Raw genomic sequence first — 14,461 nt, 5'->3', positions numbered from 1 at the left:
GTTCGGATCCCTCAACTCCCACATTAGGTCTTTCGACGAGCTTTTTTATGGCATATTATTTTTTGGACTTGAAGCATGTATCTTTTCTTTACTTCGGATAAAAATGCATTTATTTCAGTGTAAAATTTACCCCTCCTCTAGCCCATCTGCCGGGCATTTGTACCGTCCCCGCCTCGATATAATCGGTATTGCTCATGTTTGATATTTCAGCAAAGAAGCCAACTTTTTTTAGCCTGTTGACATCCATTCTGATGTCCAGTAAAAAATAGGGTGCCAATTTCATCCGTTCTATGTACCTGCTTTTGGCGGTCAGTTCTATGTTTTCCCGGAATTCGGCCCGAATACCTGCAATGAGTTGATGTTTTAAGGCATTTAATGAATACTGTGTTTCTTGTCCTTCCTTCTCGATAAGGTCTGCTGCAATATAATTGTAGCTCATGGTAATTTCATCTAACCTTACCATATGCTGAGACGCTTCAAATTGGTATTGAAATCCCGCCTCTATTCCTTGAAATACTACCTCGTTAAAATTTTGAGGCTGCCATGCTGTGTCCGCATCCGGCCTTGTCCACTCTATCAGGTTATTGGTATGTCTGTTGAAATAGACCAATTCGGCGTTAAACCCTTTTTTGGATATTTTGACACCCCCTTCATAATTTCGGGCCTTTTCAGGTTCAAGGGCATCATTTCCGATATTGGTTGGTCCTACATAATAGAGGTCAGTGTAGGTGGGGATTCGAAAACTTACCCCAAAATTTGCATAGGTACGCATCCAGGAGTTAATTTGATACCCAAGCTCTGCACCGGGAAAATGTTTCCATCCATACTCCGAGTAGTAGTTGGAATAGATGCCGGCCCTGACATCCCCTTTTTCTGAAAATTCAAGTCGGTGTTCGAGAAAAGCTCCCATTAAGTTCCTGTTTCTCAATCCCAGATTGTTGCTGTCAATGCTTTCTTTCCGGCCCTCAATTCCCATTCCTAAGGTTCCTATCCCGGTTTCTTGTCTGGCATTTATTTCCAAAGCAAAAACATCGGTCTGGTGGATGTTTTGAAAAACAGCAGGGTCATTTCTTACCAGTCTGAATTCATCCTGGTTTCTTCTCCAATAGGCACGAGACAAGATATAACTGTTTCCTTTTTCGAAGGTATGGCTTAGCGAGGCCAGTGTAGTCTGTATGCTTTCCCATTGGTCAGGAAAAGCGCTGGTGTAGAAGCCATTCGCTCCAAAATCCCTGTCTGCGTAAGCCAACATGGTTTTCAACTCCTGGAATTGGTTTAGTGAAAGTCCTCCTTCATAAAAAAAATTATTGACCTTATAATCAGAATTGTACCAATGCCCGTCACTGGCGTCATGGGACACAGCCAGGCTTTGCCGGTATTTCCCAACGGGCAAACTCAATTGAAAAGAAGCTCCTCTCATACCAAAATCACCACCATATAATCCGGACTGGAGTTGGAAGGTTTCGGGTAATTCTGTGATGATGTTAATAGCGCCGGCATAAGCATTCTGTCCATAGATCCTTGAGGCAGGCCCTTTCAGAATGTCCACCCTTTGGATTCCTGAGAGAGGAACCGGGATATTTACCATGTGATGGCCGGTTTGGGGGTCGGAAAGCTTAATGCCATTGACCAACATGAGGGTTTGTTCGAATGATCCACCTCTTATACCAATATCTGCCTGTACTCCCCCTATGCCGCGTTGGCGGACATCCACTCCGGGCGTAAAGGAGAGTATTTCCTGAAGGCTTCTTGCTGGGGTGGTTTCCAGTGCCTTTTTGTGGATGATATTGATGTTTCTTGAGCTTTTTGAAAAGGGGATTTCCATTCGGTTTTCTTTGATGATCACCTGATCCAAGGTAATAGAGGTGCTGTCATCCTGAGCGCAAACCAGGGAAGAAAATGCCAAAAAAAGAGATGGAATTAAGTAATATTTTGTCATAATAATTTGGTTAGGTCATTCAAATTACCCTCCAAAAAACCAAAATTACAAATTTTTAAACCAATGGTGTTTTTAGTAAATAATGAAAAAAATAAAGATCTATTGGAATAAAAACCAAATTTAAATGGCCATCGAATTTTTTCATGGATAAGATAGATGGGGTGAGGGGCTATGTGGGAAGCATGATTCTTCTTCATGGATTTCTTTTTTCCTTAATAAATCTATTATTTTAGCAAAAAGGAAAGATATGAAATATAAACTCACAGGAAAATGGTTGGTACTGTTGCTGCTATTTTCAACGAATTGGCTTTCAGCGCAGGAAACAGAAAATAATCAAAAAGATTTCAATGATTTTACCTACAGACAAGGCAATGCCTATCGGACTGCATCCGGTTTGCCAGGTCCGGAATATTGGCAAAACGAGGCCGATTATCAGATTGAGGTGACCCTGGATGAAAATGAGCATACGCTTATGGGGCAAATAGAAATTACCTATACCAATAATAGTCCCCAAAGTTTGCCCTTCATCTGGCTACACCTGGAACAGAATAGGTTTAAATCCGACTCAAGAGGGACCCTTACTACTCCTATACAGGGCAACAGGTATTCAGGAGATAGGGATGGGGGCTATTCCATTGCTCAGGTTTCAGCAAAGCTGGACAAAAGGGGCAGCAAGACATCTACCAAATACCTCATCAATGACACCAGAATGCAGGTGTTTTTTGATGAACCCCTTGTGGCCAATGGTGGAGTGGCAAAAGTCAGTATGAATTTTGAGTTTAAAATCCCTGAAAAAGGCATGGACCGAATGGGCCGGCTTGATGTTGAGGATGGCACCGTTTATGCCCTTGCCCAATGGTATCCCAGGGTAGCAGTTTTCGATGATGTGGTAGGCTGGAATATTGAACCTTATCTTGGTGCAGGGGAGTTTTACTTGGAATATGGAGATTTTGATTATAAAGTTACGGTTCCTTATGATCATATTGTTGTAGGTTCCGGTGCGCTTCAAAATCCTAAGGAAGTGCTCAATACCCGTCTACAGGAAAGAATGGAAATGGCAGCAATTAGTGACAGTACTGTTTATTTGGTTAAGCCTGGAGAGGTGCTGCAACCAGAACTGACCAGACCAAAGCAGGATGGCAATATCACCTGGCACTTTAGAATCGAAAATGCCAGGGATGTGGCCTTTGCTTCTTCCAAAGCCTTTATCTGGGATGCCGCCATGATCCGATTGCCAGGAGGAAAAACAGCCATGGCACAGTCTGTTTACCCCAGGGAAAGCGATGGGAATGAGGCTTGGGGAAGATCTACCGAGTATAGCAAGGCTTCTATCGAACACTATTCCAATAAGTGGTATGTATATCCATATCCTGTAGCCGTCAATGTCGCTGCAGATATCAATGGGATGGAGTATCCGGGAGTGAATTTTTGTAGCTTTAATAGCAAGGGAAGTTCCCTTTGGGGAGTCACTGACCATGAATTTGGTCACAATTGGTTTCCTATGATTGTAGGGACAAACGAAAGGCGGTATGCCTGGATGGATGAAGGGTTCAATACCTTTATCAACCATTATAGTTCAGAAGCCTTTAATGATGGTGAATACGGATCCAATTTGGATCAGACGCGCAGGTATGTCAGCTGGCTGACCAATCCTGACCGGGAAGGAATAGATACCTATCCGGATGTGGCCAACACTTCCAATCTCGGTATGATTGCCTACATGAAGCCTGCGATGGGTTTGCTGATGCTCAGGGAGTATATTCTTGGACAAGAACGTTTTGACAATGCATTTAAAGCTTACATCAATGGCTGGGCCTACAAACACCCCCAGCCCAATGATTTTTTCAATATCATGGAAAATGTGGGAGGTGAAAACCTGTCCTGGTTTTGGAAATCCTGGTTTTATGGCACTGATAACATTGACTTGGCTATAGAAAATGTGGTGCCTTATGGCAATGACCAGGTTATTATACTATCCAATAAAGGGGGAGTTCCCATGCCTGTGAAACTTGAATTGACGTACGATGATGGCAGCAGTGAGACGATCATGCTCCCCGTTGAAATCTGGCAAAGGGGCGACCGCTGGAATTACCAACACCGTTCGGATAAAGATTTAACAGCAGTTGAAATTGATCCGGAAAAAATCCTTCCGGATATCAATATTGCCAATGACAAATGGCCCAGCAATATTTATGAATAACCAGCACAAAAGGTGGCCATATGGCCACCTTTATTTTTTCAAGCAAAAATTAATACTCATCATTGATTTCTATCCAATATCCATTTGGATCCTGAATATAAATCTGTTTTACACCATCTGGTCGAATATTGATTTTTCCCTTGTTGTCCACCGCATCTTCAAAAGGGATGTTATTGGCAGCTAATTTTTCAATAAATGCATCCAGATCGGCTACGCTGAAACAAAGGTGGTTTGTTTTGTCAATCAGCGGTTCTTTCCAGGGCTTTTCCCTTTCTATGAGATGCATGGAAAGTCCGAGACCTATGTCATACCAGGCATGCAACCCATCTTTGAAAGGCTCCTCAATGGTTTTTAATCCAACGATACTTTCATAGAATTGACTGCTTTCTTTTAAGTCCTTGGCATAAACGGCGAAATGATTGATTTTGGTTTGGCTGAATCCATTCATGGAAATTAATACTAGTAAGGTGATTAATGAAGTAAGTGTGATTTTTTGGTTCATGGGTTTTGTCGTTACATTCGAATGTTTTGGGAAATTTAATCAATAAAAAAAGGCCAGGAAATAATTTCCTGGCCTTTCTTAAATTTCAATTTCATACTACTCCTCGAAAAATGCCAGTGCTTCCGCACTTTCCAGAAGTTTAAGGGCCTGTTGGTAAATCTCATTTATGTCATTGATTACCATGTAAAAGGCGTTGTCATCGTAAAGGTTCCTGGCCATATGGGCCTTAAGAAGGACTTTTAGATAGGTTTTGGACTTGTTAAAGTCTTTTTCATTAAATTTAACTTCGTACTTTTCTCCTGTTTTGACCAACTCGTCAAGCATTTTGTCCGAAATTTCATAATCATTGTAAAATTCATCAAATGACATGTCAGCAAATTTTTTCTTGTTTTCATCCACATAGTCCAAGATGAATTCTCTCCATGATTCTGAGCTAAAAAGTCTGCTGACATATGAACTCGTCATACTGGTATCCATAGGAACGAAGTAGTCGGGCATGATGCCTCCTCCGCCATATACCGTTCTTCCCTTTACTGTTTCGTATTTCAGGCTGTCATTAAAATCAATGCTATCAGCACTGAAAAACTCACCATGTTCCAATCTGTTTATATAATCCATGGCATAATCCTCTTCGCTTTCACCGTAAGGCTTTTGAATGGATCTGCCAGAGGGAGTAAAATACCTGGCAATGGTTAGTCTCAACTCCGCTCCATCGGATAGGTCGATGGGCATTTGTACCAGGCCTTTGCCAAAAGATCTGCGGCCTACAATCAAGCCCCGGTCGTTATCCTGTACCGCCCCTGCCACAATCTCAGAAGCCGATGCACTGCCTTCATTAACCAAGACGATTATTGAGCCATCTTCGAATGAACCTGGCCGCACGGCTCTGGCTTTTTGACTATACCTTTTCAATTTACCTTCCTGGGAGACGATCACGGCATTGTCTTTCAGAATCTCATCTGCAATATTGATAGCAGCACCCATATATCCTCCCGGGTTGCCCTGTAAATCCAGGATCAGACGATCCATGCCTTTCTCTTTGAGTTCTTGCAAAGCAGACCTAAACTCCTCATGGGTATTAGCGGCAAACCTGGTTATTTTGATATAACCCGTTTCTTGATCAATCATGTAAGACGCATTGACGCTGTATTGAGGTATCTTATCCCTGACAATATTGAAATCTAAGAGCTCTTCCTCGTTTTTTCTTTGTATGCCTATTTTAACCTCGCTGCCTTTTGGCCCTCTTAGGAGATCAAATACGTCCCTGTTGGTTACTCCCGTTCCGGCCACAGTTTCTCCGTTTACCTTAATAATCTGATCACCGGGAAGCAGGCCCACTTTCTCCGAGGGGCCGCCTGTCAAAGGAGAAACCACGTAGATGGTGTCTCTCAGAATCCCAAATTCAATGCCGATTCCGTCAAATTCACCCTCCAACTGTGATTTTGCCAAAGCAGCATCTTCAGCAGGTATATAACTGGAATGGGGATCTAGTTTCCCCAGCATTTTTTCTATTCCGAACTCTACCAATTCATTGGTATCCACACTGTCTACATAATCCCTGTTGATGTATGTGATAATTTCCTGCAACTTGTAAATGGCGGATTTCAAGTCGTTTCTGTCCGTTTTGGGCTCGGCGAAAGTAGCGCCTATCCAAATCCCCGCAGAAATTCCAAGTGCGAGAAATAAGGGAAGTCTGATTTGTGCTTTGGTATTTTTCTCTATACTCACGTTATTCCTGTTTAATATTAAAATACATCGAAATGCAGTCTTCTAATTTAATTAATTTATATCAGATTTACAATTAAACATGTATTAAAGGCATTTCGTTTAAACAAACGTATTTAATTTAAAATCGGTGTTGAAAGGTGCCCCTTTTTAAAGTATTTTATTTTATTTTTGTATCAATGCTTTCTTCAGAAAACAAACATAAAAAATCCATTGCAGAACTCGTGAGCGAAAACTATACGCTCGCAGAAGTGTTGCATTATTTTGGAATAAGTTTTTTTCGGTATGAAAAGTATTCCCTTGAAGAAGTTTGCCATCAATATAAAGTTAATCCTGCTCAGGTAATTACAGAATTGGAACAGTGGGCAAACAGACGAGAACCAACTACCGACGAATTGTACCTGCATCCCATCGAAGTGATGGTGAGCTATTTGAAAAAAAAACACCGGTTTTTTGTCCGACAAGCGCTGCCATTTCTGTCAAGTATAGTGGAAGGGATTGAATTGGGGGCAGCCTACAAAGATCTGATAACCGACCTTAGATTGATGTTTCCCCTTTTTGTCGATGATTTTATCCATCATATCCATGAAGAGGAAAATACTCTATTCAATAGGGTAAGCATGTTACAGGATTTTGATAGGGGAGTTTTGCCTTTGTTCCAATCTGTTGAGGTTTTTTCTTTGCCCCCTATTAGTGACATGGCCGCTGAACATGAAGGTCATGATGATGAAATGGTAGGAATCAGAAAGCTTACGGATGATTATAAAATACCAGGTGAGGCTCCGGTTGCCATGAGGATACTTTTTTACGAACTACAGCAACTTGAAAAAGAACTTATTATTCACGCCAAGATTGAAAATGACCTGTTATTCCCCAAAGCAATAGAATTGGAAAAGGAGGTAAAACGAAAAATTTCCCTTCAAATAAAGAATAACTGATGGGCAGAATCATGGCCATAGATTTAGGGACGAAACGAACCGGTCTGGCCGTCACAGACCCTCTGGGAATTCTGGCCAACCCTCTGGAAACTATCCCTACCCATAATTTGTTAGCATATCTTGAAAATTACCAGAGCAAGGAAAATGTGACGGAGATAGTAATTGGTTACCCAAAATCACTTGATGGTAAAACCACGCATATGACCGGACCTGTTTTGGCTTTGGAAAAAAAATTAAAGCTGCTTTTTCCTGAAAAAAGCATTTCTCTGGTAGATGAACGCTTTACTTCCAAGATGGCCATGCAGTCCATGATCAGTATGGGAAGCAAAAAGAAGGACAGGAAGGAAAAGGCAGGCAACCTGGATAAAATCAGTGCGGCCATTATCTTACAAACTTATTTAGAAAGAAAATGATATACCCTATAGTTGCATACGGCAATAACATCTTAAAAAAAGAAGCAGCAGAAATTCAGGAAGGCGAAGACATGAATAACCTGATCAGTGACATGTTTGAAACCATGGGTAAGGCCAATGGAGTCGGCCTTGCTGCTCCTCAAATCAATAAAGGGCTCCGCCTGTTTGTCATAGACAGCAGTTTGATGCTTGAGGAGGAGGATGAGGAGAAAGGCGTAAGAAAGGCTTTTATCAACCCCATAATTCTCGATGAATATGGTGACAAATATGTTTTTGAGGAGGGCTGTCTGAGTATACCCGAAATCAGGGCAGAAATCACCCGTCCTGAAAAGTTGACCATAGAATACTTTGACGAAAACTGGAACCTCAGGGAAGAAGAGTTTTCTGGCATGACGGCCAGGGTCATTCAGCATGAATATGACCATTTGGAAGGGATACTTTTCATTGATTATTTAAAAGGCCTTAAAAGACGCATGGTGAAAGGGAAGCTACTGGATATAAGCAAAGGTAAGGTCCCAACAGATTATCGGATGGTGTATCCCTGATCCGCACCAAAGTGCCTTTAAACCATTAAAGTAATTTTATTTTGGAAAATCTCTCACTAGCTTTATTTCAGATTGATCTTCATTGGGAAAATACTTCGGCAAATTTGGCCATGTTTGAAGAAAAGCTTTGGGGCATGGAAGGAAAGGTGGATATTATGGTCCTTCCAGAAATGTTTACTACGGGATTTTCCATGAACACCCTCAGCCAGGCCGAGCCCATGAATTTGTACAGCACCAAATGGATGCAACGGATGGCAGGGCAATTGGGTACGGTAATTACCGGAAGTGTAATGATCAAAGAAGGAGGGAAGCACTTCAACCGCCTGCTTTGGGCTACACCAGATGGGCAGCTTGCCTATTATGATAAACGGCACCTTTTTAGAATGGCAGATGAAGACCATCACTATGACATGGGACAAAAAAATCAAACCTTCACCTACAAAGGTTGGAAAATCAGACCCCAGGTTTGTTATGATCTCAGGTTTCCGGTTTGGTCCCGTAATGGCTCAACCGAGGAAGGAGAAATGGATTATGACTTAATATTTTATGTGGCCTCCTGGCCGGCACCAAGAGTGCAGGCCTGGGATATTTTGCTTCAGGCCAGAGCCGTTGAAAACTTGTCTTACAGTATCGGTGTAAACAGGGTGGGAGTAGATGGTAATGGGGTAGCATATTCCGGTCATTCTGCAGCTTATGATTTTAAGGGAAATTGCCTGGCATCTGGAGGTGAAAAAGAGGGCATAGTACAGGTTAACCTGGATAAAGCAGCTCTGATGGCATTCCGCGAAAAATTTCCTGCATGGAAAGATGCGGACCGCTTTAGTTTGAAATAATTTTCAGGGACTCACCCATAGCTTTTTGTATTGTCGCTGCCTGTTTTTTCCAATTAACTCCAAAATGTACAATCCGGGACTGAATCCAAAAAGGCTGATTTCAGTAACTTCCTGTCCTTTGATCAACAGGCCTTCCCTGATCAGTTTCCCGCTTGGCCCATAAATAGTAAGGGTTACTTCCTCCTGGTTTACGATCAATTTAAGGTTCTCCCCCCTGCTGGGATTGGGAAAAACGATGGCGTTGAGTTTTTCATCAGGGCCATTTTCATCAGCTGCTATGCGACTCAAATATTCGAGTCCACCGGCCCTGTTGCCAATAATCAAATCCGGATCCTCTCCCAAAAGACCAGGAATGAAGCTGATCCAGGTATTTCTTCCAAACCTGGTTTGATCGAAATCCCCTGATTCAGTCCGGATAGAGAGCCTGCTCATGACAGGGTCAGCCAGAATGTCCTTAACTGAAAAAATAACTCCCCGCTGGTCAATAGCCATCAAAGCAGGATGTTCGCCAGAGCTTGCGGTAAGGGTTAGATTTCTGTTTACCGGATTGTCAGTAAAACCTAAAAAATCCCGCTCCAGCAATTCCAGGGAAGGTTCTCCGGACAGGTTTATGGAAAACAAAACCAATTCCCCCGTTTGCCTGGCCAAGAGTAAATAATCTGTGTTTCCATCATGAAATAGAAATACCTGATCCAGGCCCCTGAGATTAAAGGAGGGAATTTGTACAGCTATTTTTTCTGTGGCTGATAAAACAGGGCTAAGCCAAATCAATTTTTCAGGAATATTATTGATTATCTGCACACCTGAAAGCAGGTGGAATGATTGGCCGGAGGGTGAAGTGTATTCCTGATAGCTCAACTCCCGGAGCCCCAATGCTTCCAGGTCTAAAAAATCTTCATCCACCAATTCAAGTTGATCCCCTTCAAGCTGAAACTGAAATATCTTGCCCTTAATTTCTTTTTGTCCAGTTACGTTTGCCGCAACAAATAGATTGCCCTGGAAAGCATTTCCTTTAAAAAAAGGCCTGGAATTTTCCCCAAAGTCCAGCATGTTTTCCTGCAAAAAAGCATTGGTCAGCGGGAGGCCTTCGCCCGATGGTGGCAAAAGATACATGCTCTGAGCGAAATCAACACCGAAATTGCTGGCTACCTCTGATGAATGACTGGAAATCAACAGGTTTTCTTCATAAGGAAAAGCGGCGTGAAATATTGGGAATTCCGGTAATGGCCCATAGTCAGGTAAGGTAGTGGAAAATGTATCAAAGGCCGGTACCAAATCTGTGCCCGAATTAGGAAGATAATACAAAGTTTCACACAGATCCTGGCCTATTAGCAAATCCCTGATGCCATCATTGTTCAGATCCCGATAAAGGAGGGTATGCCCGCCGGAATGCTTGGTCCTTAATTGTTCTCCTGCATTTTGGATGGAGGATATGGGCTGGCCACTGCAGGTTGTGCCGAAGCTGATGTTTCCACAACCGCAAAATTCAAAATTGCCCCATCGAATTATCGCAGAGGCAAAACCATCAACGTCAGCTTGGCTTTTTCTTTCTATACTGGTGTTTTGGTAGTATTCCAGGTAATCACCCGAGGCAAAATTAAAGGTGAGTACATCCAGGTCCCCATCCCCGTCCAGATCTTCGATCAGGGGAATGTCCAAAATATTGCTGGTCAGGTTAGCGCCATTATCTAGCCGGAGAAAATCCTGAGCTACCTCCCATGCTGGAAAGACTTCACCGGTGTCTGTATTGTTTTTGTACACTTTGATGCCAAATGGAGAACCGGTAAACAAGTCTTTTCTCCCATCTCCGTCAAAATCTTTAAGTAACAGAAAAGCATTGACATCATCGGGAAAATAAAAAGCAGCTTCGGGAATGTTGGTAAATTGCCCCCCGGGTTTTTTGAAGGCCCTGATCATTCCTGCATTGATATCCCAAACCACAAGCTCTTCTATTCCGTCCCCGTCGAGATCAAATTCCTGAACCTGTGCCGCATTGATTCCTCCGGCAAAGGGCATGGAAAGCTCCCGTCCTTCCGTAAGAAACACCTGGGAAATGGCGGTTTCAAATTGGTATGTTTCCTGTGCTCGTACCTGCAGCAGGCTGATCAAAATCAAAGTAATACTAAGGCGGCAGTTCATAGGGATATACTGTATATCTTTGGCTCCTGGATGCAAAGATAGAACTATTGCTATTGCTTGCACTGATTTTAATAAAGCTCCTCTTTTAATAATTAGTTCCATTCCATTTTGTGAATGTTAGGAATTTTAAGATGCGATTGCCAGTAGTGAGGTTCATTGTTGTTTTCTCTGCCATTTCTCATTTTGTGAGCTCTTTAAGGTTAATAATATTGCTGAATATCCTGCAGACTGATTTGTTTTTATAATTGGGCCTGGTCTGTCTCCTGATGGTTTTGTAATGACAGGGTAAAACCATTTTTAAAATAGGTGATGAATAGCTAAAAAATGAAATACCTTAGTTTTGGAGGGAAAAAGTTATTTTTAATCAACCGGAATATAAATTGAGACCAGATATATTACTTTTGTTTGCCGGGAGGCAATATCCCGGTTTTCTTTAATTTGAAAAAATAATTTGAGCATGGAAAGGATCAATCGGCTGCATGACCATTTTTTATCGGCAGGCAGGGTATGTACGGATACCCGGAAACTTCAAAAAGGTGATTTGTTTTTTGCCCTCAAAGGGCCCAATTTTGACGGGAATCAATATGCGGCAAAAGCTTTGGAACTGGGAGCTTCCATGGTGGTTGTGGATGATCCTACGGTTGTAACCGGTGATGGTTTTATTTTGGTAGAAGATGTGCTTAAAGCATTACAGGACCTGGCTACCTTTCACAGAAAACAATTTAACCTACCAGTAATTGGTCTTACCGGATCCAATGGGAAGACAACAACCAAGGAGCTGATGCAGCAGGTACTGTCCCGGAAATTCAGGGTTCTGGCTACAAAGGGTAATCTCAACAACCATATCGGAGTGCCCCTGACATTGTTGGGCATTACCAGGGATACAGAAATCGCCATTATTGAAATGGGGGCCAATAAGCAGGGAGACATAGCCGAACTTAGCCATATTGCCTTGCCTACCCATGGCCTGATCACGAATATAGGGCAGGCCCATTTAGAAGGTATGGGTGGTCCTGAAGGCGTTTTGAAAACCAAAACTGAACTCTTTCAATTTCTATTGGAAACCGATGGAAAGGTGTTTTTGAATACCAGGCAAGCGGTATTTGCCAACATGAAACACAGGTTTAAAGATCCCGTCCTCTTTCCTGAATCAGGTCATTTTTGTCCTGTTCAGTTTCTTGGTGCCGATCCCTTTGTAACTTTCAGCACCGGTGAAGGCAGTATTAGTTATACCTCTCAGTTGATAGGAGAATATAATTTTGACAATATTGCAGCAGCCATATGTATAGGAAAGTTTTTTGGAGTTTCTTTAGGGGAGGCAGCAGCTGCAGCAGCGGGTTATGCTCCCTCAAATATGCGTTCGCAAATCCTGGAGAAGCGTAGTAATTTGATTTTTATGGATGCCTACAACGCCAACCCCTCCAGTATGGAAGAGGCTTTAAAGGCCTTTGGCAGACTGGACAAACGGAAACACAAAATGGTGATAGTTGGAGATATGCTGGAATTGGGGGAGCATACTGTTTCTGCCCATGAAAAGCTGGGGGAACAATTGCAACAGATGAAATTGGATAAAATTTGCCTTACCGGCAAATTGGTGCAACATGCCTTGCCAAAAGTACCAAAGGCATTGTATTTTCCGGATCCGCTTTCTTTCAGGAACTGGTTGAAGGATTCTGCTCTTGAAGATTACCAAATCTTTATAAAAGGCAGCAGGGGAATGAAGTTAGAATCTTTACTGGAATTCATTTAAAAGACAAAGGCCGCTGAGGATACAGCAGCCTTTGTGGGATGGAATCGCTTTGCCCGGATTATACGTGCAGGGCACGATTATCTGTTGCTGCCAGACAAGCTTCCCGAAACACTTCTGTATAGGTAGGATGGGCATGAGACATTCTGGCAATATCTTCTGCGGAAGCCCGGTATTCCATCGCCACCACAGCCTCGGCAATCATGTCTGCTGTTCTGGGACCTATCATGTGAACGCCCAGGATTTCATCTGTTTCGGCATCTGCCAAAACCTTTACCAGGCCATCGGTATCCCCACTGGCTCTGGCTCTCCCGGAAGCCATAAAGGGGAACTTACCCGTTTTGTATTTTTTTCCTTTCTCTTTAAGCTGCTCTTCGGTGTATCCTACGGAAGCCACCTCAGGCCAGGTATAGACTACTCCGGGAATAAGCAGGTAATTGATATGGGGTTTTTGCCCTGCCAACTGTTCGGCTACAAACACACCTTCCTCTTCAGCCTTATGGGCAAGCATGGTGCCTTTAACCACATCTCCAATGGCATAAATATGATCCACACTGGTTTTAAGGTGTTCATCTACTTCTATTTGCCCTTTATCGTTGATTTTCACTCCTGCCGCCTCAGCATTTAATCCTTCTGTATAGGGGCGTCTTCCTATGGATACCAGTACATAGTCTCCTTTGATAGTAACTTCTTTGTCCTCACTATTTTGAGCAGTCACGGTTACTTCTTTGCCCTTTCTTACCACACCAGTTACCTTGTGTTTGAGGTAAAATTCAATGCCCAGTTTTTTCAGGGATTTTTGAAGCTCTTTGCCCATGGTTTTATCCATGGTAGGTATGATTCCGTCCATAAATTCCACTACGGATACTTTGGCCCCCAGTCTTGCGTAGACAGAACCCAACTCAAGTCCGATGATCCCACCTCCTATGATTACCAGGTGTTTGGGCACTTCTTTGAGTTCAAGGGCTTCTGTGGAGGTAATGATCCTTTCTTTATCCAGATTGATAAACGGAAGATTGGCAGGTTTTGATCCGGTGGCAATGATGATATTTTTACCACTGATCTCTTCTTTTTTGTCTCCCTCCTTTTGGATGACTACCGTATTTTTATCTTTGAAAACACCAAGACCCTGGTGAACATCAATCTTGTTTTTTTTCATCAGGTATTGGATACCGTCTACGTTTTGTTTGACGACATCCCGCTTCCTGCTAATCATTTGTTTGAAATTAACCTTTAAATCCTTCAGGTCTATCCCATGGGTTTTGAAACTGTGCGCAGCATTGTGGTAGTGCTCTGAGGAATCCAGCAAGGCCTTGGAGGGAATACAACCCACATTCAGACATGTGCCGCCCAAAGTCGGGTATTTTTCTATTATGGCAGTTTTCAGCCCCAGTTGGGCTGCTCTAATAGCTGCTACATAGCCACCCGGACCGGAACCAATTACGATTAAATCATACATAGTAAATCACGTTTTAAATGA

11 protein-coding genes are annotated in these 14,461 nt (G+C 42.6%); 6 read left to right on the top strand and 5 right to left on the bottom strand.

Annotated features, from left to right (window positions below; translation table 11 throughout):
• Nucleotides 1-109: 109 nt before the first annotated feature.
• The gene (locus G9Q97_RS23820) at nucleotides 110-1,939 is read right to left on the bottom strand and encodes a TonB-dependent receptor plug domain-containing protein (RefSeq protein WP_166151639.1); all 1,830 of its coding nucleotides are present in this window, start codon (nucleotides 1,937-1,939) and stop codon (nucleotides 110-112) included.
• A 247-nt stretch (nucleotides 1,940-2,186) separates the two neighbouring features.
• On the opposite strand from G9Q97_RS23820, the gene G9Q97_RS23815 reads away from it, so the two are divergent.
• Nucleotides 2,187-4,139: a M1 family metallopeptidase gene (locus tag G9Q97_RS23815; RefSeq protein ID WP_166151637.1), complete on the top strand. Its 1,953-nt coding sequence runs from the start codon at nucleotides 2,187-2,189 to the stop codon at nucleotides 4,137-4,139.
• Between the two features lie 49 nt (nucleotides 4,140-4,188).
• Here the strand turns inward: G9Q97_RS23815 and G9Q97_RS23810 are convergent, their stop codons facing one another.
• Together G9Q97_RS23810 and G9Q97_RS23805 are read right to left on the bottom strand one after the other, a co-directional pair.
• Nucleotides 4,189-4,641: a VOC family protein gene (locus G9Q97_RS23810; RefSeq protein WP_166151635.1), complete on the bottom strand. Its 453-nt coding sequence runs from the start codon at nucleotides 4,639-4,641 to the stop codon at nucleotides 4,189-4,191.
• Between the two features lie 96 nt (nucleotides 4,642-4,737).
• Complete coding sequence (locus G9Q97_RS23805) at nucleotides 4,738-6,369, bottom strand: S41 family peptidase (protein ID WP_166151633.1); 1,632 nt, start codon at nucleotides 6,367-6,369, stop codon at nucleotides 4,738-4,740.
• A 176-nt stretch (nucleotides 6,370-6,545) separates the two neighbouring features.
• On the opposite strand from G9Q97_RS23805, the gene G9Q97_RS23800 reads away from it, so the two are divergent.
• The 4 genes from G9Q97_RS23800 to G9Q97_RS23785 are packed head-to-tail and all read left to right on the top strand — an operon-like array spanning nucleotide 6,546 to nucleotide 9,095.
• A complete protein-coding gene (locus G9Q97_RS23800; protein ID WP_166151631.1) occupies nucleotides 6,546-7,304 on the top strand; it encodes a hemerythrin domain-containing protein in 759 nt (252 codons plus the stop codon).
• Nucleotides 7,304-7,717 (top strand): Holliday junction resolvase RuvX, encoded by a 414-nt coding sequence (ruvX, locus tag G9Q97_RS23795; RefSeq protein WP_166151629.1) that lies wholly within the window; start codon nucleotides 7,304-7,306, stop codon nucleotides 7,715-7,717. Before G9Q97_RS23800 ends, ruvX begins: the two co-directional genes overlap by 1 nt.
• A complete protein-coding gene (def, locus tag G9Q97_RS23790; RefSeq protein ID WP_166151627.1) occupies nucleotides 7,714-8,262 on the top strand; it encodes a peptide deformylase in 549 nt (182 codons plus the stop codon). Before ruvX ends, def begins: the two co-directional genes overlap by 4 nt.
• A gap of 41 nt (nucleotides 8,263-8,303) precedes the next feature.
• Nucleotides 8,304-9,095 (top strand): amidohydrolase, encoded by a 792-nt coding sequence (locus G9Q97_RS23785; protein ID WP_166151625.1) that lies wholly within the window; start codon nucleotides 8,304-8,306, stop codon nucleotides 9,093-9,095.
• 3 nt (nucleotides 9,096-9,098) lie between these two features.
• Here G9Q97_RS23785 and G9Q97_RS23780 read toward each other — a convergent pair whose 3' ends face one another.
• A complete protein-coding gene (locus tag G9Q97_RS23780; protein ID WP_166151623.1) occupies nucleotides 9,099-11,234 on the bottom strand; it encodes a T9SS type A sorting domain-containing protein in 2,136 nt (711 codons plus the stop codon).
• A gap of 457 nt (nucleotides 11,235-11,691) precedes the next feature.
• Here G9Q97_RS23780 and G9Q97_RS23775 point away from each other — a divergent pair, with 457 nt between their 5' ends.
• Nucleotides 11,692-12,984 (top strand): UDP-N-acetylmuramoyl-tripeptide--D-alanyl-D-alanine ligase, encoded by a 1,293-nt coding sequence (locus G9Q97_RS23775; RefSeq protein WP_166151621.1) that lies wholly within the window; start codon nucleotides 11,692-11,694, stop codon nucleotides 12,982-12,984.
• Between the two features lie 58 nt (nucleotides 12,985-13,042).
• On the opposite strand, the gene lpdA is transcribed toward G9Q97_RS23775, so the two are convergent.
• Complete coding sequence (gene lpdA, locus G9Q97_RS23770) at nucleotides 13,043-14,440, bottom strand: dihydrolipoyl dehydrogenase (RefSeq protein WP_166151619.1); 1,398 nt, start codon at nucleotides 14,438-14,440, stop codon at nucleotides 13,043-13,045.
• Nucleotides 14,441-14,461: the final 21 nt, after the last annotated feature.

This window comes from Cyclobacterium plantarum (assembly GCF_011290685.1).
Classification (GTDB): domain Bacteria; phylum Bacteroidota; class Bacteroidia; order Cytophagales; family Cyclobacteriaceae; genus Cyclobacterium; species Cyclobacterium plantarum.
Note: the sequence above shows the minus strand (reverse complement) of the source record. Positions and strands in the feature narration are given on the sequence as shown.